General features: G+C 67.4%; 22 protein-coding genes. 10 read left to right on the top strand and 12 right to left on the bottom strand.

All coding sequences use genetic code 11. The annotated features are described in order from the left end of the window. A partial coding sequence (locus FFS27_RS11080; RefSeq protein ID WP_137952006.1) for a fimbrial protein occupies positions 1 to 838 on the top strand: 838 nt, incomplete at its 5' end. 644 nt (positions 839 to 1482) lie between these two features. Continuing rightward, positions 1483 to 2127, top strand: coding sequence for a response regulator transcription factor (locus FFS27_RS11075; RefSeq protein WP_003093364.1), 645 nt, complete (start codon positions 1483 to 1485; stop codon positions 2125 to 2127). 14 nt (positions 2128 to 2141) lie between these two features. Here the strand turns inward: FFS27_RS11075 and FFS27_RS11070 are convergent, their stop codons facing one another. The 4 genes from FFS27_RS11070 to FFS27_RS11055 form a co-directional block, all read right to left on the bottom strand. Beyond that, the gene (locus FFS27_RS11070) at positions 2142 to 2831 is read right to left on the bottom strand and encodes an SDR family oxidoreductase (protein WP_003093362.1); all 690 of its coding nucleotides are present in this window, start codon (positions 2829 to 2831) and stop codon (positions 2142 to 2144) included. A gap of 89 nt (positions 2832 to 2920) precedes the next feature. Continuing rightward, the gene (locus tag FFS27_RS11065) at positions 2921 to 5896 is read right to left on the bottom strand and encodes a non-ribosomal peptide synthetase (protein WP_021265281.1); all 2976 of its coding nucleotides are present in this window, start codon (positions 5894 to 5896) and stop codon (positions 2921 to 2923) included. A gap of 210 nt (positions 5897 to 6106) precedes the next feature. Further along, on the bottom strand, positions 6107 to 6313 hold the full coding sequence (locus FFS27_RS11060) for a helix-turn-helix transcriptional regulator (protein WP_003093358.1): 207 nt from the start codon (positions 6311 to 6313) through the stop codon (positions 6107 to 6109). Next, entirely contained in the window at positions 6310 to 6684 is a 375-nt protein-coding gene (locus FFS27_RS11055) for a hypothetical protein (protein WP_003093356.1), read from the bottom strand. Before FFS27_RS11055 ends, FFS27_RS11060 begins: the two co-directional genes overlap by 4 nt. A gap of 106 nt (positions 6685 to 6790) precedes the next feature. On the opposite strand from FFS27_RS11055, the gene FFS27_RS11050 reads away from it, so the two are divergent. Beyond that, the gene (locus FFS27_RS11050; protein WP_003132375.1) at positions 6791 to 7627 is read left to right on the top strand and encodes a class I SAM-dependent methyltransferase; all 837 of its coding nucleotides are present in this window, start codon (positions 6791 to 6793) and stop codon (positions 7625 to 7627) included. Here FFS27_RS11050 and FFS27_RS11045 read toward each other — a convergent pair. Next, on the bottom strand, positions 7624 to 8292 hold the full coding sequence (locus FFS27_RS11045; protein WP_017001905.1) for a helix-turn-helix transcriptional regulator: 669 nt from the start codon (positions 8290 to 8292) through the stop codon (positions 7624 to 7626). The genes FFS27_RS11050 and FFS27_RS11045 overlap by 4 nt on opposite strands. Positions 8293 to 8520: 228 nt before the next feature. Here FFS27_RS11045 and FFS27_RS11040 point away from each other — a divergent pair, with 228 nt between their 5' ends. The 6 genes from FFS27_RS11040 to FFS27_RS11015 all read left to right on the top strand — a co-directional run bounded on the left by FFS27_RS11040 (position 8521) and on the right by FFS27_RS11015 (position 15428). Beyond that, positions 8521 to 10008, top strand: a complete 1488-nt coding sequence (locus FFS27_RS11040) for an aldehyde dehydrogenase family protein (RefSeq protein WP_003159318.1) — start codon at positions 8521 to 8523, stop codon at positions 10006 to 10008. Between the two features lie 190 nt (positions 10009 to 10198). After that, the gene (locus tag FFS27_RS11035; RefSeq protein WP_021265280.1) at positions 10199 to 11689 is read left to right on the top strand and encodes an APC family permease; all 1491 of its coding nucleotides are present in this window, start codon (positions 10199 to 10201) and stop codon (positions 11687 to 11689) included. After that, positions 11664 to 12242, top strand: coding sequence for a DUF3156 family protein (locus FFS27_RS11030; protein ID WP_015649599.1), 579 nt, complete (start codon positions 11664 to 11666; stop codon positions 12240 to 12242). The genes FFS27_RS11035 and FFS27_RS11030 overlap by 26 nt, the downstream gene beginning before the upstream one ends. 160 nt (positions 12243 to 12402) lie before the next feature. After that, positions 12403 to 13353, top strand: a complete 951-nt coding sequence (feaR, locus tag FFS27_RS11025) for a transcriptional regulator FeaR (RefSeq protein ID WP_003093343.1) — start codon at positions 12403 to 12405, stop codon at positions 13351 to 13353. Between the two features lie 268 nt (positions 13354 to 13621). Then, the gene (locus FFS27_RS11020; protein WP_003113045.1) at positions 13622 to 14506 is read left to right on the top strand and encodes a dTDP-4-dehydrorhamnose reductase; all 885 of its coding nucleotides are present in this window, start codon (positions 13622 to 13624) and stop codon (positions 14504 to 14506) included. Then, positions 14499 to 15428, top strand: a complete 930-nt coding sequence (locus FFS27_RS11015) for an NAD-dependent epimerase/dehydratase family protein (protein WP_003093339.1) — start codon at positions 14499 to 14501, stop codon at positions 15426 to 15428. The genes FFS27_RS11020 and FFS27_RS11015 overlap by 8 nt, the downstream gene beginning before the upstream one ends. On the opposite strand, the gene FFS27_RS11010 is transcribed toward FFS27_RS11015, so the two are convergent. From FFS27_RS11010 to FFS27_RS10985, 6 genes are all read right to left on the bottom strand, one after another. Further along, the gene (locus FFS27_RS11010) at positions 15429 to 15785 is read right to left on the bottom strand and encodes a SirB2 family protein (RefSeq protein WP_023100812.1); all 357 of its coding nucleotides are present in this window, start codon (positions 15783 to 15785) and stop codon (positions 15429 to 15431) included. It lies immediately after the preceding gene. A gap of 82 nt (positions 15786 to 15867) precedes the next feature. Beyond that, positions 15868 to 16566: an outer membrane protein OprG gene (gene oprG, locus FFS27_RS11005; RefSeq protein WP_003093337.1), complete on the bottom strand. Its 699-nt coding sequence runs from the start codon at positions 16564 to 16566 to the stop codon at positions 15868 to 15870. 147 nt (positions 16567 to 16713) lie between these two features. Beyond that, on the bottom strand, positions 16714 to 17232 hold the full coding sequence (locus FFS27_RS11000; RefSeq protein ID WP_003137628.1) for a DUF3299 domain-containing protein: 519 nt from the start codon (positions 17230 to 17232) through the stop codon (positions 16714 to 16716). A 17-nt stretch (positions 17233 to 17249) separates the two neighbouring features. Further along, entirely contained in the window at positions 17250 to 18515 is a 1266-nt protein-coding gene (locus FFS27_RS10995) for an ABC transporter permease (protein ID WP_003118230.1), read from the bottom strand. Positions 18516 to 18517: 2 nt separating this feature from the next. After that, a complete protein-coding gene (locus FFS27_RS10990) occupies positions 18518 to 19222 on the bottom strand; it encodes an ABC transporter ATP-binding protein (protein WP_003093325.1) in 705 nt (234 codons plus the stop codon). An 88-nt stretch (positions 19223 to 19310) separates the two neighbouring features. Beyond that, positions 19311 to 19895 (bottom strand): DUF2796 domain-containing protein, encoded by a 585-nt coding sequence (locus FFS27_RS10985; protein WP_021265278.1) that lies wholly within the window; start codon positions 19893 to 19895, stop codon positions 19311 to 19313. A gap of 132 nt (positions 19896 to 20027) precedes the next feature. Here FFS27_RS10985 and FFS27_RS10980 point away from each other — a divergent pair, with 132 nt between their 5' ends. Continuing rightward, positions 20028 to 20384 carry a hypothetical protein gene (locus FFS27_RS10980; RefSeq protein WP_023100813.1) on the top strand — a complete coding sequence of 119 codons (357 nt, stop codon included), beginning with the start codon at positions 20028 to 20030 and terminating at the stop codon, positions 20382 to 20384. Positions 20385 to 20408: 24 nt separating this feature from the next. Here FFS27_RS10980 and FFS27_RS10975 read toward each other — a convergent pair. Further along, positions 20409 to 20571, bottom strand: a 163-nt coding sequence (locus FFS27_RS10975) for a tetratricopeptide repeat protein (protein ID WP_137952005.1), incomplete at its 5' end; no start/stop codon positions are given.

Here is a 20571-nt window from a genome sequence, read left to right as displayed (position 1 = left end):
GGGCTATCCGGGGCCCTACGGCACGGTGGCGTCCGACGTCAAAGGCATCGGCTATCGGATCTCGGTGGATGCCCAGGACGGCGTCAAGCGGGTGATTCCGGTCGACAACCAGCCCCATGCGCTGGACAAGCGAGTCACGAGCTTTTCCGGAAGCACGACCAGCGACTACCTACAGGAACTGGTCCTGACGGTCGACCCCGGCGAGTTGCCTGCCGGCGACCTGAAGGTAACCAGCGTATCCGGCAGCGCCACCCTGAATCTCTGGGCGGTGGACAGGCTGAAGGGCGAAGCGTCCATCGGCAGCGTCCTGGCGGTGCCTGCGGACAACTACCCCACCGGGGTTTGCCGAAAGCCCTATTCGCTGATCGGCCCGGCCTCCATCGCTATCGGCGGCGGTCCCCCGCCACCGCCGATAGCGAAGAAATGCAAGGTCGAGGTGGGACGGGAAATCAACGTCAAACTGGGTAGCGTCGCGTTGAAGAACTTCCCGCGGGTCAACGACACCTCCACGGAGCGCTCCTTCGATATCTCTCTCAGCGAGTGTGCGGCGCTGGCCAAGCCGGAAATCGCTTTCCGCGACAAGTATGTCTCGGCGCAGCAAGCGGACCCGACGATCCTCAGCTTGAAGAGCGGCGGCGCGGCGGGGTTCGGCATCGTCGTGAAGAACGGCCTGGACCAGCAGCGGATACGTTTCGACGGCACGCCCTACCCGATGCGGCGTGTCGGCGACAGCGCCGACCTCCCGCTGAGTGCCGCCTACATCCGTATCGGCGCGGAGGGCGAATTGAAGGCCGGGGTCGCCGACGGCGCCGCCGAGTTCACGTTTACCTTCCCCTGAGCGGCGCCGCCGTTCTTTCCCCGGCGTTTCCCGCCCCGCCTCGGGAAGCGCCGTCGGCCGCTTTCGCGCCAGCCCTCGCGAAGGCTCGGCCCCTCACCTCCAGTGGTTGCAGATCGCCGAAGGCGCTCTGCATATCGCTCCGCTGCTCGTCCTGGGTCTCGTGCGCACATGCCATTCCCGCACGCGGAATACCGATATTGCGTATGGGCGAAGGCTTTCTGAGGGATATGCAAGTTTCCTCGGTAGGATTTCGCGCAAATAAAAGAACGCTATTTTCCAGGCGATAGTTTCAGCTTGTCACGGAACTCTTTTTTCAAATTTTTTGCTGCTCTGGCTTGTCCGTTTCGTATTTCATCGTTTTTCATAAGTGTCTACGTATACGTTTTTCGGGGGCTGTTTCAAGTGTCTTTGTTGTTAGTTTTCGAGGCGAAAAAATAGTAGTTTTACTATATTAAATATCGTCGGTTTCACTAGAAAATACACATGTTCACTTTGAACCGGGGCAGTGGCGTCGGCGGATTCCGGACCGCGCTTTCCTCCTTGCCGGCCGAGCGGCGGCCGCCTGCCTGCGGCAGGCATGACCGAGACCACAGGTTTCCTGGTAACGCTTTCGCCTGCCGTGTACCGCTTAAGGAGACGCAAGGATGTCCCTACATCGCATTCGCGTAATGGTTGCGGATGATCATCCCGCCATTTCGCTGGGTATTTCCTACGAACTGAGTCAGTGCGGTTCTTTGGAGATGCTCGGTCAAGTTTCCAATTCTACCGAGTTGATCGGCCGGCTCGACGAAGGCGACTGCGATGTCGTTATCGTCGACTATACGATGCCGGGCGGGAAATATGGCGATGGACTGGCATTGTTGTCATTGCTGCGACGACGTTATCCGCATCTGCAATTGGTCGTCTTTACCATGCTGAACAATCCGGGTCTTATCCGGGCCATTCTCAAGCAGGGTATCAATTGCATCCTCAGCAAGTCCGACTCGACCAGTCACCTGCTGGCGGCGGTGAGCGCGGCCTATTCGCGAAACCAGTATTTCTCGCCGTCGATCAGGGACATCTTCGTCAACCAGGTGCTTTCCTCGCACAACGAACGGCTGACGCCCCGGGAGGCGGAAATCGTCCGTCTGTTCGGCTCCGGACTGACCATCACCGAAATCGCCGAGCGCTCGCATCGCAGCGTGCAGACCATCAGTACGCAGAAGGTCAGTGCCATGAAGAAGCTCGGCATCAAGCGCGATGCCGACCTCATCAGGTATGCGGCCGAGGGCTATTGCCGGATGCCCTGACGGATCGGCCCGCTTCACCAGGGCAGCGGCTGGTTCCGATAATCGACGAAGCGACAGGCATTCACGCCCGCGGCATCCTCCACCGCCGCGACCAGTCCGGCGGCGCTTTCCTCGACGCTCAGCGGCGCGCTGTCGCCGCCCATTTCGGTACGCACCCAGCCGGGATGCAGGAGCAACAGGCTGAACGGCAACTCCTCGAACTCGCCCTCCCAGCTGCGTACCAGGCTGTTCAGCGCCGCCTTGCTGGCGCCGTAGAGCGGCATTGTGGCCGACAGGCCCAGCGCCAGGCTGGCCATCTGCGAACTCATGAACGCCACCACGCCACCCCGGCTAACCCGCCCGGACAGTGCCCTGGCCAGGCGCAGCGGCGCGATGGCGTTGGTCAGGAACAGCTGGGCGGTCTGCTCGGCGTCGATTTCCGCCACATCCTGTTGCTGCGGGCCGTAGATGCCGGCGTTGACGATCAGGCGATCGATCCGCCGCTCGCCCAGCGCCTCGCCGATGCGTTCGGCGCAGTCGCGTTGGTTGAGGTCGCCGGTCACCGCTTGCAAGCGCTCCCCGGCTCGCTCCGCCAGTGCCTGCAGCCCGGGAGAGCCTTGCGGTCGCCGGGCGACGGCGAATACCTGTGCGCCGCGTTGCAGGAAGGCATCCGCCAGTCCCAGGCCGATGCCGCGCGAGGCGCCGACGATCAGAACGTTGTGCATGAGGTTCTCCGGGCGATAAAGCGGACAGGATACCCAAGCGCGTCCCGCTGCGGTAACCGCCGCGGCGACCGGCCGCGGCGGCCTCGACCTTACCGCATGGCGCTGCCGCCCAGGCCGGCGAGGTACAGGTCGAGCAGGCGGTCGTCGAACTCCGGCTCGCGCACGGCGCTCCCGCGCAGGTGTTCCTCGACGCTGGTGCAGTCCCAGAGATAGGTATCCTGGTACAACTCGACGGTGCTGCGGCCGGCGTACATGTTGTCGCGGAACATACTCAGCAGGGGATAGAGCGGGGCGTCGCGATTGTCTTCCCAGAGACTTACCCAGTCGTCGAACGGCATCTGCCGGAGGGGACGCCCGGCGCGTCGCCCGAGACGGCCGAAGAATTCGTCCAGGGTCAGGCAGCGCGGAATGCTCGGCACCAGGTTGAACTTCTTGCCCAGCGCCGAAGGCTGGCGGGCGATGACGCTGATCGCCTCTACCATGTAGTCCACCGTGGTCAGGCCCTCGCGCAGCTCGCGCAGGAGCGGCACGGCCCGGTACTCCAGGCAGGTCCGCGCCAGCCGGCTCCACCACTGGTAGTCGGCATGGGCGCCGGTACGGCTGTGGCAGGTGGCGTAGCCGAGGCGGAAGGTCATCAGCGGCAGGCCGCGTTCGGCGGCGAGGTCGGCGATCTTTTCCATCACCCATTTGCTGCGCACGTAGCCCATGTCGGTGACCACCGCCGGCAGGTTCTGGTCGATGTCGTCGTCCTCGCGCATCAGGCGCTTGCCGGTATGCAGGTGGCCCCAGCTGTACACCGAGATGCTCGACAGCAGCATCAGCGGCTTGCAGCGGCCGCTGGCGCAGAAGCGCAGGACCTGGCCGAGCCCCTCGACGTTGTCGCGCTTCATGTAGCTGTATGGCTGGATGAAGTTCACCGCGCTGGCGGAATGGAAGACCTGGTCGACGCTGCCGGCCAGCTCGCGATAGGTTTCCGCCGGTAGTCCGAAACCTGGTTCTGCGAGGTCGGCGGCGTAGGCCCTGACCCGTCGCCAGTCCGACTCGGCGAGTTCGATGCGGTGCTGCCGGGCGGCCTGGCGCAGGCGTTCGAGGGCGTGGGCGTCGTTTTGCGCACGGACCGGACAATGCAGGTCGGCCTCGCGACTGGCCAGCAGCTCGGCGAGCAGGTGGGCGCCCATCAGCCCGCTGGCGCCGGTGAGCAGGATGTGCCGTGGCGCGAGCAATTGGGCGGTGTCCATGGGCCGGCTGAAATCCACGTCGGCGGGCAGGCGCACGTCCCGTTGCAGCTCGTGGGCCGGTTCGCTGTCCAGCGCCGGCGGCGCTTCGCCGGCGCGCCGCGCCAGGCTGGCCGCCAGTTGGCGCACGCTCGGGGTGCGGTAGATGTCGTGGATGTAGGCACGGTTGCCGAAGCGTCGGCTCAGTTCGCGCACCAGGGCGGCGGCCAGCAGGGAATGGCCGCCGACCTCGAAGAAGCTGTCGTCCAGGCCGAAGTCGGTATGCCCCAGCACTTCCTGCCAGGCCAGGGCCACTTGCAGTTCGCCGGGGGTGCCGAAGCGTTGCTCGTCGAGTCGTTCCTGGCATTGTTCCTCCAGGCGTCGACGCAGGGCCTGGCGGTCGATCTTGCCGTTGACCGTGGTCGGCAGGCTGTCCAGCGACAGATAGCGGCTGGGCAGCATGTAGTCGGGCAGTTCCTGGCGCAGGGCGGTCTTGATGGCGGCGAGCACGGCCCTGGCATCGTCGCCCCGCTGGCGGGGGACCACGAAGGCGCTCAATTGCTGGCTACCGCAGCGTGGGTCGGCATGCGCCAGCACCACCGCGCCATGGATCGCCGGCTGGCGCAGCAGCGCGGCTTCGACGTCGCCGAGTTCGACGCGGTGGCCGCGGATCTTCACCTGGTCGTCCAGCCGACCGAGGAACTGCAGGCTGCCGTCGGCCAGCCAGCGGGCCTTGTCGCCGGTGCGATAGAGCCGGCGCCGCAGTGCCTGCGAGTAGTGGAAGCGCCTGGCGGTCATGTCCGGGTCGCGCAGGTATTCGCGCGCCAGGCAGACGCCCGCCAGGTTCAGCTCGCCGGGCCGGTCGCCATGGCAAGGCCGGTCGTCGGCGTCGAGAATGAATGCCTCGCAACCGTCGATGGGCGTGCCGATCGAGGCGGGCCGCCGATGAGCTTCGGCGTCGACGATGCGGCAGGTGGCGAAGACCGTGGCTTCGGTCGGGCCGTAGTAATCCACCACGGTATAGGGCAGCCCGCCGGTTGCGACCGGCGGCAGTTTTTCCCCGGCGCAGAACAGGTAGCGCAGCGCCAGCGACGGCGGGGCGGGCTGCTCCGCCAGCGCGGGCACCATCACGGTAGGCGCGAAGGCGTGGCTGATCCGCTGCTCGGCGAAGAATGCCAGCAGCGCCGCCGGGTCCGGGCGCACCTCGTCGGGCACCAGGTGGAGGCAGGCGCCTGCGCACAGGGTGGACCAGATTTCCCATTGGCAAACGTCGAAGCCGACGCCGGCCATCAGGGTGGTGCGGCTCCGTTGGTCCATCTCGAAGCGCCGGTTGTGCCAGTCCACGAGGTTGCTCAGGGAGCGGCTCTCGATCACCACGCCCTTGGGTTCGCCGGTGGTGCCCGAGGTGAAGATCACATACAGCGCTTCGCTGCCCTCGAGCGCCGGCCTCGGCGCGGCACCCGCCGCGCTCGTCGCGAGCACCTGTGCGATGACCTCCACCGGTTGCCCCGGCAGGTCCTCGGCCTGGGTGGCGAGGACCACGGGGGCCTGGCACTGGCGGAGGATTTCCTGCTTGCGCCTGTCGGGTTGCCGACGGTCCACCGGTACGTAGGCCGCTGCGCACTTGGCGGCCGCCAGGATGGCGATGACCAGTTCGGCCGAGCGTTCGGCCAGCAGGGGCAGCAGCTCGCCGCGGGCGACGCCGCGCCTGGCCAGGTGGGCGGCCAGCCGGTCGCTGAGCCGGTCGAGTTCGCGGTAGCTGAACGAGCGCTCGCGATCGACGAGGGCGGGGCGTTCGGGATGGGTATCTGCGTGTTGCCTGAATAAGCCAAGAACAGAATCTTTCGACATGGCTGAGACTCCTGTCTTGCCGGTTGAAAAGACGTTATCCGTGGTTTTTCAGCGTATCGAGCGGGGACCAGGGGGAAGGCTGGCGATAGGCCTGGTCCAAGGCTAGCCCCGAGGGGAAATGCGGCAACTGCCATTTGGTACAGGGTAAGGGGGGCTCGCCGCCGGGGTCGCCAGAGGGCGCCCCGGACATTTTCGGCAGCGGGATCGGACTCAGTCCAGCTGGCCTTCCCGGTCGTCGAAGATCGCTTCTATCGCCAGTCCGAACACCCGGGCGAGCTTGAACGCCAAGGGCAGGCTTGGATCGTAGCGGCCGGTTTCGATGGCGTTCACCGTCTGCCGCGATACCTCCAGCTTTCCGGCCAGCTCCGCCTGTGACCAGCCGCGCTCCGCGCGCAACTCGCGAACCCGGTTCCTCATGCGTAGCGCCTCAGTCCCAGGACGCAGCCGATGGCCCAGAACGCGCCCATCAGGGGCCAGACGAAGAACATCGAGAGTTTCGGAAAGCCGGTGGTTTCGAGGAAACCGTAGGCGAAGGTGAGCAGGGCGGTGCCGACGAAGGCCAGGGCGAGGGCTTCGAGATGGATGCGCCGGGCCATTTCGTCGAGGCGCCGCAGGTAACGGATCACCACCAGCGCCAGGGCGACCATCGGTGGCACCGGCAGCAGGGCGAGGAAGACCCGGCCGGCGCCCGGTTCCGTGCCTGCCAGCAACTGGCCGCTGATCAGAACGGCAGCGGCATAGCCGACCAGCGCGAGAAGCAGTTCGAGGAAGAAACGTTTGTGGGTCATGGTTGAACCGTCCATGTAAAGGGGGCTTTACATTGGCCGGGATGCTCTTCTTTGTCAAGCAAGCTTTACATTCTCCATGGGCTTGCCTTGGCGAGGAGACTCGGGGATGGTAGCGGGCGGTCTCTGGGAGAACGGCGAAATGGCGACGGGCGACGAATTCGACGCGCTGCTGGTGGAAGCCGGCCGCACACCGATGCGCGGCTGGGAATACGACTATGGCGGACGCATCCGCCTGGAACCGCCGCCATGGGATTTCCCGGGGCGCATGCTGGAGCGCTGCCGGGCCGCCGCCAGCCTGCTGGACATGGGCACCGGCGGCGGCGAATGGTTGAGCCGGCTGCCGTATCGTCCGCCGCTCACCGTGGCTACCGAGGGCTGGGCGCCCAACCTGGAGATTGCCCGGGGGCGCCTGGAGCCCCTGGGCATCCGCGTGGTCGAGGTGGAGGGCGCGCCGGACAACCATCGCCAGGGCCGGGAGGGCGATGGCGGCGGGGCGTTGCCGTTCGCCGATGGCACCTTCGACCTGGTCGGCAACCGCCACGAGTCCTATCTGCCATCGGAGGTCCGGCGGGTGCTGGCGCCCGGCGGCTGTTTCCTCACCCAGCAGGTGGCCGGCGACTTCAACCGCGAGTTCTATGCGTTGCTCGGCGAACCGGCGCCGACGCCGGAGGCGCCGCACTGGAACCTGGGTTTCGCCCGGGCCCAGCTGGAGGCCGCGGAGTTGCCGCCGGTGGCAGGCGGCGAAGGTTGGGAGGTGTTGCACTTCGCCGATGTCGGCGCCCTGGCCTGGTACCTGTTGAACCTGCCCTGGGTATTTCCCGGTTTTTCCTTCAGGCGCCACCGCGAGCGCCTGCGCGGCCTGCACGAGAGCGGCAAGCCGCTGGCGGTGCGGCAGTTCCTCTTCTGGCTGGAGGCGCGCAGCCCCCAGGCCGCGCGCGGCTAGAGGAAGAGTCGCTTCACCAGCTCGGTGCGGCTGCGCGCGCCGGTCTTGCGGAACAGGTTGAGCAGGTGGGTCTTCACCGTCGGCAGGCCGAGTCCGAGGCACTGCGCCAGGCATTTGTTGCTGACGCCGTCGCGCAGCAGCAGGGCGATCTCCCGTTCCCTCGGTGTCAGGCCTTGCAGGCGCTCGGCGCTGGCCGTTGGCGTGGCGCATGCCTGCGCCGCCAGCTCCATCAGGCCATGCAGGGCGCGCAACTGTCGCAGCTCCTGGTCGGAGAAGGCCCCTAGGCGGGCGTCGCGCAGCAACGACAGGGCCGCGACCGGACGCTGATGCGCATGCGCCAGCACCTCGACCACGTCGCAGATCCCGTGGCGTCGCAGGAAGCCCTGGTACAGCGCGCTGTCCTCCGCGGGCTGGCGGGCGATGCCCTGGCGCAGCGGCACCACCGGCGAAGCGCTGGCCAGGCAGTGGCGCGGCTGCAGCGGATCGTAGTCGCGGTAGTGGCGCAGGTAGTCGCGGTGCATGCCGGCCGGCATCCGCAGGAGCTGGAAATCGTGTGCGCGGCAGTCCTCGTCGATGCGATAGAACACGCACAGGCTGGCCGGCACCACCTGGGTGAAGGCCTGCATGCAGCGCAGGCCGAGGTCGGGCGACAGGGTCGAAGACATGGCGCGGGGCTCCCGTGGGACGAGGCGGCGGGACGTCCACTGTCCCGCCTACCGGGCAGAATGTCCATGCCCCGGCGTGCCGTCTTGTCTTTCTCTGCCTGGCTTGGCAGGCAGCGGCAAGAAACCCGGCAGGCTGGAGCAAGCGAGCGGGGGAGCGGCGGGTCCAGAGTATTCCCGGGTAGTAGGCGCATGCACGACGCAGCGCCGTCGCCAAGCCGAGGAGCACACATGAGTATTGCCATCGACCCGTCCGTCAGCGCCTTCTTGCGCAGCCCCCATGGCCTGCTGATCGACGGTGAGTCCGGGCCGGCGCGTTCCGGCGCCGACATGCCGCTGTACGACCCGGCGACTGGCGCCGAGCTGGCTCGCGTGGCCCGCGCCGGCGCCGAAGACGTCGACCGGGCAGTCGCTGCCGCGCGGCGCGCGTTCGAAGGCAGCTGGGCAGGCCAGCGCCCGGCCGATCGCGAGCGCCTGCTGCTGCGACTGGCGGAACGGGTCGAGGCGCATGGCGAGCAACTGGCGCAGTTGGAAACCCTGAACAACGGCAAGTCGATCAACCTGTCGCGGGCCCTGGAGGTCGGCGCCTCGGTGGAGTTCATCCGCTACATGGCCGGCTGGGCGACCAAGATCGAGGGCCGCAGCCTAGACCTGTCGATCGCTGCGGTCCCAGGCGCGCGCTACCGGGCCTACACGGTGCCGGAGCCGGTGGGCGTGGTCGGAGCCATCGTGCCGTGGAATTTCCCCTTGCTGATGGCGATCTGGAAGATCGTCCCGGCCCTGGCCTGCGGCTGCACCGTAGTCCTCAAACCGGCCGACGAAACCCCGCTGACCGCCCTGCGCCTCGGCCAGTTGTGCCTGGAGGCGGGGATTCCACCAGGGGTGGTGAACATCGTCACCGGCACGGGCGCCGAGGCCGGCGCGGCACTGGCGGCGCACCCGGGCATCGACAAGCTGGCGTTCACCGGCTCGACCCCGGTGGGCAAGCTGATCGGGCATGCGGCGGTGGAGAACATGACGCGTTTTTCCCTCGAACTCGGCGGCAAATCCCCGGTGATCATCCTCGATGACACCAGCCTGGACATGGCTGCCGCCGGTTCCGCCGGCGCGATCTTCTTCAACCAGGGGCAGGTCTGCACCGCTGGTTCGCGCCTCTATGTGCAGCGCAAGCGTTTCGACCAGGTGCTGGAGCGCCTGGCGGCCATCGCCGGCGACCTGAGCATCGGCCCCGGCCTGGATCCGACCACGCAGATCAACCCGCTGGTCTCGGCCAGGCAGCAGGAGCGGGTGCTGGGGATGATCGAAAGCGGGGTGGCCGAGGGCGCCAGCGTGGTCTGCGGCGGGGCGCGCCAGGGCGAGACGGGGTTCTACGTGCAGCCGACGATCCTTGCCGACGTCACCCCGGGGATGCAGGTGGTGCGCGAGGAAATCTTCGGGCCGGTGCTGGTGGCGACGCCCTTCGACGATCTCGACGAAGCGGTGCGTCTGGCCAACGACAGCATCTACGGGCTCGGTGCGAGCATCTGGTCCAACGACCTGCGCCAGGTCATGGACCTGGTGCCCAGGATCAAGGCCGGCACGGTATGGGTGAACGCCCACAACCTGCTCGACCCGTCGATGCCGTTCGGCGGCTTCAAGCAGTCCGGCATCGGTCGCGAGATGGGCCATGCGGCGATCGAGGCGTACACCGAGAACAAGTCGGTGTGCATCGCCTACTGATATCGATGAAATCGGGGTGAGCCGATTCGTTCGGCTCTTTCGCTGCCCTCCGCGGCAGCCTTTTGTTCGACACGCTTCGCCTGCCGGCGGAGCGTACGGGACGCCGGCGCGTCCCGCAGGGCGCCTGGCGCGCCCTGGCAGGGCCTGACGCAAGAACAACAACAGCAACGCTGCCGTCGAGGATACGTCGATGTCCACCTCCAGACTCACCCAGCACCTGCTCCGCGGGCGGGTTGGTTTCCCCACCGCCCTGGCCAGTTCGGTCGGGTTGATCATGGCCAGCCCGGTGATCCTCACCGCCACCACCGGCTTCGGCCTGGGCGGCGGAACCTTCGCCGTGGCGATGCTGGTGGCGCTGCTGCTGATGCTGGCGCAGTCCACCACCTTCGCCGAGGCCGCCTGCCTGCTGCCGACCCGTGGCTCGGTCTACGACTACCTGTCGTGCGGCCTCGGGCGCTTCTTCGCGATCACCGGCACGCTGTCGGCCTACCTGATCGTCCATGTGTTCGCCGGCACCGCCGAAACCATGCTCAGCGGCACCATGGCGCTGGTCAACTTCGAGTCGCTGAATACCCTCACCGAGCCGGGCGGCGGCGCCTGGTTGGTGGGCGTCGGCATGGTGCTCTGCTTCGGCCTGCTGAATGCGCTGGGGATCACCGCCTTCGGTCGCGCCGAAGTGATCCTCACCTTCGGCATGTGGAGCACCCTGATGATCTTCGCCGTGGCCGGTCTGCTGCGCCTGCCCGCGGTGGAGTTGCAGGGCTGGTTCGGGGCCTCGATGGTCGGCGACGACCTGCCGACCCTGCTGTCGCTGGTGGGCATGGCGATGTTCATGTTCGTCGGTTGCGAATTCGTCACGCCGCTGGCTCCGGAGGTGCGCCACGCTTCGCGGACCCTGCCGCGGGCGATGGCCCTGGGGTTGGTCGGGGTGGCCTGCTGCATGTTCCTCTATGGCGCGGCGATGCGCCGGCAGGTGGAAAACCTCGACCTCGGCGGCGGCCTGCATCTGCTGGAGACGCCGATGGCGATCCCGCGATTCGCCGAGCAGGTGATGGGACCGTTCGGACGCATCTGGCTGGGCGTGGGCCTGCTGTTCGCCGGGGCCGCCACCATCAACACCCTGATGGCCGGCCTGCCGCGGATTCTCTACGGGATGGCGCTGGATGGCGCCTTGCCGAAGGCCTTCACCTACCTGCACCCGCGCTTCAAGACACCGTTGCTGTGCATCGCCGTGGCAGCGGCGATTCCCTGCCTGCACGCCTGGTGGCTGGGCGGCGACAGCGAAGGGATCATCCACCTGGTCCTGGCGGCGGTCTGCGCCTGGGGCACCGCCTACCTGCTGGTGACCCTCTCCGTGGTGCTGCTGCGCATCCGTCGCCCGGACCTGCCGCGCGCCTACCGCTCGCCGCTGTTCCCGTTGCCGCAGCTATTCTCCAGCGCCGGAATCCTGCTGGGGATGTTCTACATCACGCCGCCGGGGATGAACCCCGCCGACATCTACCTGCCGTTCGCCCTGATGTTCGGCCTGGCGGCCGCCTACGCCCTGTTCTGGACCCTGTGCGTACAGCGGGTGAATCCGTTCCGTCCGCTGGCGGTGGAAGAGGTGCTGGAGAAGGAATTCGCCGAAGAGGACCAGCAGCAGCGGGAGAAGGCGCATGTCCGCCTGGGCGCGCTGGTATGAGCGCCACTGGCGCGACTGGCGGCCAGCCGCCTATCGCCCCGGAGCCACCCTGGACCTGGTGCGGCGCAACCTGGCTGCGTGCGACGGCGAGGCGCAGGACGGCAGGCTGTTGCTGCGTACGAAAGAGCTGAGCCTCGAGGTTCGCGAGCGGGTCCAGGCGCACCTGTTCATGCATATCGTCAGCACCGAGTTCAGCCTGTTCGTGGCGGCGCCCGGGGGGCCGCCGGCCAGCCTGGAGCTGCGTCACGCCGGTTGCTTGCGGCGTCGCGGCATCCTTTGCAAGGTGCGCCGCGGGAGCGGGCCCGAGCCGTTGCGGGAGGCCTTGCAGGGGGGCGACCGGGCCTTGCTGGAGCAGCTCATGCCGCTGGACTTCCGGAGCTTGCGCCTCTGCCGCGACGACAGGGGCTGGACCGTGAGCCTGGAACACCTGGGGGCGTGCGAGGTGGTCAACCGCTTCCCCGCCTATCGCCGCTACATCCCTCTGGTCGCCGAGCAGCGCCTGGCCCTGCTGGGCGCCTTCGCCCAATTGCAGCGCCTGCTTTCTCCCGCCTGAACGGCCCTTGCCGGCTCTCCCGGATGCGTATCCGCCGGTCCATTTGCGCTAGCTTGTGGGTATATCGATAACATGTTAATCATATCGGCAGCGCTTAGTGGCTCGGTAATTGCCGCGCCATACAACAATAACGATGGCCGTTGCCGTCAGGAGGTGCCCGGTGCATACCCTGTCTTCCGCACACAACAGCTTCGAAGCCTGGAACCAGGCGTTGCGCCAGGTCTGCGGGCGCTTCGAATCGCAGCCCGCGCTGAACCGGACGCTGTTCATCGGCGATATCTCGCGGCAGGACCTCGGCGGCCTGGAGCTGGCGCAGATCCGCACCAACGCCGGGCGCATCGCCCGCCAGGCCACCCATGCCGATCATGACGACGACCGTCACTGCTTCCTGGTCGTCCAGCGCAGCGGCCATGCGCAACTGCGCCAGGGTGGGGACAGCATAGAGCTGGCGCCAGGGGAAATGGCGCTGATGGACTCCGCGGGCGGCTGCGAGATCATTCCCCACGGACTCATCGAACACACCTCGTTCCATCTCTCCCGCGACCAGGTATGCCGGCACCTGCCGCCCAGCCAGCGGGCCTTCGGCAAACTCTCGCCGAACTGCGCCAGCGGTCGCCTGCTCGGCCTGCTGGTGCAGCAGGTGTGCGCCGGAGAACTGCAGCCGTGGGCGGTGGCGGACGAGGGCGGGGCGTTGCAGGAGGCGCTGATCGCCCTGCTCGGGCCGGCGCTACAGCACGCCGGCGAGGAATTGGAGGGACCGCTGGCCGGGCTCTATGGCTACAGTCTGCGCCGGCACGCGGAGCGTCTGATCGAGCAATCCCTGCAGGAGCCGCGCCTGAGTCCGGACATGCTCGCCGGCCGCCTGCGCATCTCGGTGCGCCAGTTGTACCGGTTGTTCGAGGAGCAGGGCGACAGCGTCTGCCGCTACATTCTCCGCCAGCGCCTCAGCCGCAGCGCCGCCGACCTCGGCAACCCACGGCTGCGCGGAGAATCGATCACCTCCATCGCCTTCAAGTGGGGTTTCAGCGACTCGGCGCATTTCAGCCGGGCGTTCAAAAAGCAGTTCGAGGTTTCGCCCAAGGACTATCGGGCCGGCGCGCTACCGGCCTGACGCCGCCGCGCGCTGCCATTCGTCCCGCCGATCCGCGCCGCAGGCGGAGCTGGCCCGGTGAATGCTTGACGCTTCACCGGAGGCACAGCAAGAATGCGGCGTGTCAGGTTGCATGAAAATAACGGCGGCGCTGTCCGGGGTACCTGCCGCGACAAGCAGCACCCGATGCCCGCACCTTTCATGTCGCCAGCGAGGCGCAGGATGTCATTGCCTTGGGGCGTGCGCCGCGTCGCTATTCACTATCAGATTTCGAGTGCCCCCCTACACCATGCGAATGCGCCTGATGCTTTTGGGCGGCGGTAATGCCCTTGGACAGGCGCTGATCCGCCTAGGGGCGGAGGAAGACATCGGTTTCCTCGCGCCCAGACCACCCGAGCAGGGCTGGGATGCCGCCAGCCTCACCACCCTGCTGGACGAAACGCGCCCCGACGCGGTGATCAACCTCGCCTTCTACCACGACTGGTTCCAGGCCGAGCAGGTCGAGGCGGAGCGCCTGGGCGCCCAGGAGCGCGCCGTCGAGCGCCTCGCGGAACTCTGCCAGCACTACGAGATCCTGCTGGTCCAGCCGTCCAGCTACCGGGTCTTCGACGGCGCCCGCGCCACCGCCTACAGCGAGAAGGACGAGACCCTTCCGCTGGGCCTGCGTGGCCAGGCGCTCTGGCGCATGGAGCAGAGCGTGCGCGCGGCCTGCCCGCGACATGTGCTGATCCGCTTCGGCTGGCTGCTGGACGAAAGCCCGAACGGCTTGCTGGGACGTTTCCTCAGCCGCGCCGAACAACCGCAGCCGCTGTTCCTCGCCGACGACCGGCGCGGCAACCCGACGCCGGTGGACGACGCCGCGCGGGTGGTGCTCTCGGTGCTCAAGCAGCTCGACTGCCAGGCGCCGCTGTGGGGCACCTACCACTACGGCGGACTGGAAGCGACCACCACCCTGGCGCTGGGGCAGGTGATCCTCAACGAGGCGCGTACCTATCGCTCCAACCTGATCCAGGAGCCTTCGGCGGAGGCCCATGCCGCGCGCCCGGACGCGCTCGACGAACCGCAGCACGCGGTGATGGTCTGCAAGAAGATCCTCCACACCTTCGGCATCAAGCCGCGCGCCTGGCGCGCAGGTTTGCCGGCTCTATTGGACAGGTACTACAGGCATGTTTGAACGCCCCATCCTGATCACCGGCGGCGCCGGTTTCATCGGCTCCCACCTGACCGACGCGCTGCTGGCGCGCGGCTACCGCGTGCGTGTGCTGGACAACCTGTCCACCGGCAAGCGCGACAACCTGCCCCTGGACGACGAACGGGTCGAGCTGCTCGAAGGCGACGCCGCCGACGCGGCGACCCTGGCGGCCGCCCTGAAGGGCTGCGCGGCGGTCGCCCACCTGGCCGCGGTCGCCTCGGTACAGGCCTCGGTGGACGACCCGGTCGCCACCCACCAGAGCAATTTCATCGCCACCCTGAACCTCTGCGAAGCGATGCGCGAGCAGGGCGTGAAGCGCGTGGTGTTCGCTTCCAGCGCAGCGGTCTACGGGCAGAACGGCGAAGGCACGGCGATCGACGAAGACACCCCGAAGTCGCCGCTGACGCCCTACGCGTCGGACAAGCTGGCCAGCGAGTACTACCTCGATTTCTATCGCCGCCAGCATGGGCTGGAGCCGGCGATCTTCCGCTTCTTCAACGTCTACGGGCCGCGCCAGGACCCGTCCTCGCCCTATTCCGGGGTGATCAGCATATTCACCGAGCGCGCCCTGAAGGGGACGCCGATCACCGTGTTCGGCGACGGCGAGCAGACCCGCGACTTCATCTACGTCGCCGACCTGGTCGATTTCCTGGTCCAGGCGCTGGAGGCGACGGCGGTGGAGCCCGGGGCGGTGAACGTCGGCCTGAATCGCAGCATCAGCCTGAAGCAGTTGCTGGCGGAGATCGGCCAGGTGCTCGGTGGCCTGCCGCCGGTGACCCACGCCGACGCGCGAGCCGGTGACATCAGGCATTCGCGGGCGAACAACGAGCGCCTGCTGCGGCGTTTCCGCTTCGACCAGCCGACGCCGATGGGCGTGGGCCTGGCGCGCCTGCTCGGCCGCTGATCACCACCAGGGCTTGTTCAGCGCCAGGTAGAAGATCCCGCCCAGCAGGGTGAGGCTGAGGACGCTGAGCAGGCCCTTGCCGGGGCCTCGCGCCATCCGCAGGGCGAACGCCGCGCAGATGATGTAGCCCAGCAACAGCCCCAGCTTCGCCAGCAGCCAGAGCGGTAGCGGCCAGGGCATCGCCAGGTGCACCAGGCCGAGCGCGGTGAGCAGCAGCAGGGTGTCCACCAGGTGCGGTCCCCAGCGGCGGATGCCGCTGGCCTTGCGCCCCGACCAGTTCCAGGCCAGGCGCCAGACGAACAGGGCGGCGCTGCTGAGGGCGAAGGTGATGTGCAGGGTCTTCAGCCAGAGGTACATGGGCCCGTTTCCGCAGGATGAGAAAAGGCGCCCGAAGGCGCCTTTTTCCGTTGGGGGCGCAAGCCCCGCGACAGTCTACGACTCAGAACTTGTAGCCGAAACCGATCATGTAGACCCACGGATCGACGTCCACGTCGACCTTGGTCTTGTTCACGCCCAGGGCGCTCGGGCCGTTGATGCTGGCCTTGGTGTCGATGTCCATGTACCAGACGGCCATGTTGAACAGCGCGTGCTCGTTGAGCATGTAGTCGAAGCCCAGTTCGCCGGCCAGGCCCCAGGAGTCCTGCAGCTTCATGCTGCTGAAACCCTGCGCCTTGCGGTTGCTGGCGAGGTCTTCGTCGAAGAAGGTAGTGTAGTTCACGCCCAGGCCGCCGTAAGGCTGGAAGGCGCTGTTGGTACCGCCCATGGGGTAGTACTGGAGCAGCAGGGTCGGCGGCAGTTGCTTGATGTCGGCCAGCTTGCCGTCCAGGCCCGGGCCGAGGCCCTTGACGTCGACCTGGTGGTTGAACGGAGTGGCGGCGACCAGTTCCACGCCCCACTTGTCGGCGAACATGTAGGTGAAGGTCAGGCCGAGCTGGGTGTCGCTGTCGACGGTCGCCTTGGTACCGCGCTGCTTGGCGCCGTCCAGCTTGATGTCGGAACTGCTGTCGTCGGGATCGACGGTGGCGAAGCCGCCACGGATGATGAAGTCACCGGCCTTGTGTCCTTGAATATCCGCAGCGGCGAACGGGGAGGCGACGGTGAGGGCCAGCAGGGAAGCGGTAAGCCAGGACTTACGCATGATGAGCTCCATTCCTTGTATTAGAAAGTGTTGGTGCTGCTAATGGTCAGCCAGCTAACAGTTGCCTTCCTTGACACAGCTCAATCAATCCTAGGAGCAAATGTGACCGCCGCAACGTAAACGGCGCGGCGGATTGTCGCATGTCGTTCAGCTACCTTCGTATTCGTAGGGCGTCACCTTGCTCGCCTGCATGCGGTAGCCGGCCGCCGCCAGCTCGCTGCTGGCGTTCTCCACCTTGAAGGTGCCCTCGACCCAGAACGGCTGGTACAACTCGTCCATCTGCACGCCCTTGGCGGTCTTCACGTAGACGATCTGGTTCGACGGCGGCGGCGGTACGTGGATGCAGGCGCCGTAGTAGGGCACCAGGAGGAACTCGGTGACCAGCCCGGCCTCGCTGATTTCCAGCGGCACGATGTAGCCCGGCAGCTTGGCCTCGATGCCGTCCAGTGCCTTCACCACCGGGGCGTTGGGGCTCTGCTGGCTGGCCGCCGGGCCGGCTTCGCTGAGGGCGTTGGCGAGGTCGTGGATCGGCAGCGGCGCCGGGGCGGGCGGGGCGCCGGCCGGGATCAGTTGCGACCAGGTCAGTTCGCGCGGCGCGGCGCGCGCCACGGCACTGCCCAGGAGCAGGGCGAAAGCCAGCAGGAGGACGGTCAGGGAGCGCAGCATCGGGGAATATCTCCGGGTCATAGGCGGATCGACAGGCCATCGGCCAGGGACTGGCGGTAGGCGCGCCAGGCCGGCACGCAGCCGATCAGCACGGCGGCCGCCAGGATAGCCCCGAGCAGGCTCCACTCATAGTCGCTCGGCCAGGCCAGCGGCAGGTAGATGCCGTAGTTGGCCTGGACGTAGCCCTGGCTGGCGGCGATGCCGAGGTAGAGCAGGCCGAGGCCGAGGGCGACGCCGGCCAGCGCCAGGCTGAAGGCCTCGGCCAGCAGCAGGCCGAAGATGTGCCAGGGGCGCGCGCCCACCGAGCGCAGGATGGCCATCTCCCGGCGGCGCTCGTTGAGGCTGGTGAGGATCGCCGTGAGCATGCCGATCAGGCCGGTGAGGACGACGAACAGCGAGACCACGAACAGTGCCTTCTCGGCGGTGCCCATCAGGCCCCACAGTTCCTGCAGGGCGACACCGGGGAGGATCGCCATCAGCGGTTCGCCGGGATAGTCGTTGACCTCGCGTTGCAGGGCGAAGGTCGCCACCTTGCTCTTCAGGCCGACCAGGAACGCGGTGATCGCCTGTGGTTGCAGGTCCATGTGCCGCGCCTGCTCGGCACTGACGCGCCCGGCGCCCATCGCCGGCACCCCGTTGCGCCAGTCGACGTGCAGCGCCTCCATGCCGGCGAGGGATATGTGCAGGGTGCGATCCACCGGGGTACCGGTGCGCTGGAGGATGCCGACCACGGTGAACGGCTTGTCGTCGTGCTTGACCAGGCTCACCGTGCTCACCCCATGGGCCAGCACGATCTTCTCGCCGAGCCTGTAGTGCAGGGCTTCGGCCACCTCGGCGCCGAGCACCACGTCGAACAGGTCCTGGCCGAAGGCGCGGCCCTCGGCCAGTTGCAGTTCCTGGCCGCGGCCGTAGCGGTAGTGCTCGAAATAGCCGGCATCGGTACCCATTACCCGGTAGCCGCGGTGCGAGTCGCCGAGGGAGATCGGGATCGCCCACTTCACCCGCGGGTTTTCGGCGAAGTGCCGGTAGCTGTCCCAGCGGATGTTGTTGGTCGCGTTGCCGATGCGGAATACCGAGTAGAGCAGCAGGTTCACCGAGCCGGAGCGCGCGCCGACGATCAGGTCGGTTCCGGAGATGGTACTGGCGAAGCTGGCCTTGGCCTCGGTGCGGACCCGCTCCACCGCCAGCAGCAGGCAGGCGGAGAGGGCGATGGCGAAGATCGTCAGCAGGGCGGTGAAGCGGCGGTTGGCCAGGCTGGCCAGTGCCAGTCGGAAGAGATACATGCTCAGAGTCCTGCCGGCCGGGCGGCGCGGTTGAGATCGGAAAGGGACAGGCTGCGGTCGAACAGCCCGGCCAGGCTCTGGTCGTGGCTGACGAACAGCAGGCTGGCGCCGGCCTCGCGGCATTCGGCGAAGAGCAACTGGAGAAACGCCTCGCGGCTGTCGGCGTCGAGCGCCGAGGTCGGCTCGTCGGCGATCACCAGCTCCGGCTGGCCGATCAGCGCGCGGGCGGCGGCGACCCGCTGCTGCTGGCCGATGGACAGGCTGTCGGCGCGGCGTTCGTGCAGTTCGCCGCCGAGGCCGAGCTGGCCGAGCAGATGGCTGGCGGCCTGCGCCGGGCTACCGTGGCGTTCGCGGGCGCGCTGACGGCGCAACGCGGAAAAGTGACAGGGCAGCTCGACGTTCTCGCGTACCGAGAGGAATGGCAGCAGGTTGAACTGCTGGAAGATGTAGCCGGTGTGGTCGACGCGGAAATGGTCGCGGCGCGCGGCGGACAGCTTTTCCAGGTCCTCGCCGAGCAGGCGGATGCTGCCGCGGCCGGGCTTCTGCACGCCGCCGAGGAGGCCGAGCAGGGTGGTCTTGCCGCTGCCGGAAGGCCCTTTGAGGAACAGGCTCTCGCCGCGTTCGAGATGGAAGCTGGGAATGTCCAGCAACTCCGCCTGGCCGGGCCAGGCGAAGCCGAGGTTGGTCAGGGTGATCAGTGCGCTCATGGGGGTAGGGGCGGAACGCTCCGCCGGAGCCTCGAGAATGGATGGAGGGGCGCCGCGCCGAATCCCTCGCGGCGCCTCCGGAACGATCCTACAGCTTCAGCTCGGCGCTGGCCGGGGCCAGGTCGGCGCCTTTCTGGCCGTCGGGACCGATCAGTTGTACCTGAATTTTCTGGGTGGCGGGGAAGCGCTTGAAGAACTCGGCGAGGGTCAGTAGCTTGAGCAGCTCGGGCTTCTCGCAACTGAGCTGGTAATGGGCGTGGATATCGGCATGACCGTTTTCGTGTTCATGTTCATGTTCGTGGCCTGCCTTCTCCTTGTGCGCGTGGGCCGGCGCCTTGTCGCCGAACAGCGGACTCCGCAGTTCCTGGCTGGCCACCGAGCAGCCGGCGGTGACCGGCAGGGCGAACAGCTCCAGCGGTTTTTCCAGCTGCGCGCGGGCCTTGGCCACGGCGGCCTTGTCCGCGTCGGTGCTGGCGGCGTGTTCGAAACCGACCAGGTTCATCGCCGGGCTGTCCAGCTCCAGTTCGAGGGTCTTGCCGTCCAGCGCCACGTTCAACTGGGCGACGCCGTGCTCGTGCTTGCCCAGGCTGCCGTGGGGGTGGTCATGGTCGTGGTCGTCATGGGCCTGGGCGGCGAACGGCAGCAAGACGAGGGCTAACAGCAGTGGGCGCATGAACGGGACTCCGGCAAGGAAGGAAAAGAGTTTGTTACGTTATAACGAATTTTTCCGCCTGCCTAGCCTGGCCGATTTGGCCCCTACGCGCCGACGTGGGAGCATGGCGCGATTCGCTTGTGGAGAAACGAGATGGTGCGGATTCGCGGAAGCATCGGCGACTGGCCGGTGGACCTGACCCTGGAACTGGACGCCGAGGATTGGCGCCAACTGGCGCAACACGTGCCTCCGCCGCCGCTGGGCGAGCCGCAGGTCGCGGCGGCCAGGGCGCCGGCGTCGGCAGCGCCGGTGGATCGCCTGTGGCAGACCGCCCAGGACCTGCTGCGCGGCAGCGGGCGGATCGAGGGGCCGCAGTTGCTGGCGGAGTTGGAGGGGTTCAGCGGCAATGCCGGCGCCGCCAAGCAACTGCTGGTGCGCCTGCGGCACGACGCCCGGGTCAAGGTCGAGGTGGTCGACGGCACCCAGGTGTTCGTCTGGCTGGAGGACTGAGCCCCGCGGACGGGGCTCGGCGACTCAGTAGAGCGCCTGGTACAGCTTGCGGCGGTAGGCGGTGACCAGCGGGTGGTCGTTGCCAAGCAGGTCGAAGACCTGTACCAGGGTCTTGCGCGGCAGGTCGTCCTGGTAGCCGCGGTTGCGCAGGAACAGCTTGAGCAGTCCGTCCAGAGCCGCCTCGTAC

The organism is Pseudomonas sp. 2VD, assembly GCF_005503585.1.
GTDB classification, from domain to species: Bacteria; Pseudomonadota; Gammaproteobacteria; order Pseudomonadales; family Pseudomonadaceae; genus Pseudomonas; species Pseudomonas aeruginosa.
The sequence above is the reverse complement of the archived record's forward strand: the minus strand, read 5'-3'. Positions and strand labels throughout refer to the sequence as shown.

Excerpts from the sequence above, each read along its gene's own strand:
- FFS27_RS11075 (WP_003093364.1), top strand. The coding sequence starts at position 1,483 with ATGTCCCTACATCGCATTCGCGTAATGGTTGCGGATGATCATCCCGCC.
- FFS27_RS11070 (WP_003093362.1), bottom strand. The coding sequence starts at position 2,831 with ATGCACAACGTTCTGATCGTCGGCGCCTCGCGCGGCATCGGCCTGGGA.
- FFS27_RS11065 (WP_021265281.1), bottom strand. The coding sequence starts at position 5,896 with ATGTCGAAAGATTCTGTTCTTGGCTTATTCAGGCAACACGCAGATACC.
- FFS27_RS11060 (WP_003093358.1), bottom strand. The coding sequence starts at position 6,313 with ATGAGGAACCGGGTTCGCGAGTTGCGCGCGGAGCGCGGCTGGTCACAG.
- FFS27_RS11055 (WP_003093356.1), bottom strand. The coding sequence starts at position 6,684 with ATGACCCACAAACGTTTCTTCCTCGAACTGCTTCTCGCGCTGGTCGGC.
- FFS27_RS11050 (WP_003132375.1), top strand. The coding sequence starts at position 6,791 with ATGGTAGCGGGCGGTCTCTGGGAGAACGGCGAAATGGCGACGGGCGAC.
- FFS27_RS11045 (WP_017001905.1), bottom strand. The coding sequence starts at position 8,292 with ATGTCTTCGACCCTGTCGCCCGACCTCGGCCTGCGCTGCATGCAGGCC.
- FFS27_RS11040 (WP_003159318.1), top strand. The coding sequence starts at position 8,521 with ATGAGTATTGCCATCGACCCGTCCGTCAGCGCCTTCTTGCGCAGCCCC.
- FFS27_RS11035 (WP_021265280.1), top strand. The coding sequence starts at position 10,199 with ATGTCCACCTCCAGACTCACCCAGCACCTGCTCCGCGGGCGGGTTGGT.
- FFS27_RS11030 (WP_015649599.1), top strand. The coding sequence starts at position 11,664 with ATGTCCGCCTGGGCGCGCTGGTATGAGCGCCACTGGCGCGACTGGCGG.
- FFS27_RS11020 (WP_003113045.1), top strand. The coding sequence starts at position 13,622 with ATGCGAATGCGCCTGATGCTTTTGGGCGGCGGTAATGCCCTTGGACAG.
- FFS27_RS11015 (WP_003093339.1), top strand. The coding sequence starts at position 14,499 with ATGTTTGAACGCCCCATCCTGATCACCGGCGGCGCCGGTTTCATCGGC.
- FFS27_RS11010 (WP_023100812.1), bottom strand. The coding sequence starts at position 15,785 with ATGTACCTCTGGCTGAAGACCCTGCACATCACCTTCGCCCTCAGCAGC.
- oprG (WP_003093337.1), bottom strand. The coding sequence starts at position 16,566 with ATGCGTAAGTCCTGGCTTACCGCTTCCCTGCTGGCCCTCACCGTCGCC.
- FFS27_RS11000 (WP_003137628.1), bottom strand. The coding sequence starts at position 17,232 with ATGCTGCGCTCCCTGACCGTCCTCCTGCTGGCTTTCGCCCTGCTCCTG.
- FFS27_RS10995 (WP_003118230.1), bottom strand. The coding sequence starts at position 18,515 with ATGTATCTCTTCCGACTGGCACTGGCCAGCCTGGCCAACCGCCGCTTC.
- FFS27_RS10990 (WP_003093325.1), bottom strand. The coding sequence starts at position 19,222 with ATGAGCGCACTGATCACCCTGACCAACCTCGGCTTCGCCTGGCCCGGC.
- FFS27_RS10985 (WP_021265278.1), bottom strand. The coding sequence starts at position 19,895 with ATGCGCCCACTGCTGTTAGCCCTCGTCTTGCTGCCGTTCGCCGCCCAG.
- FFS27_RS10980 (WP_023100813.1), top strand. The coding sequence starts at position 20,028 with ATGGTGCGGATTCGCGGAAGCATCGGCGACTGGCCGGTGGACCTGACC.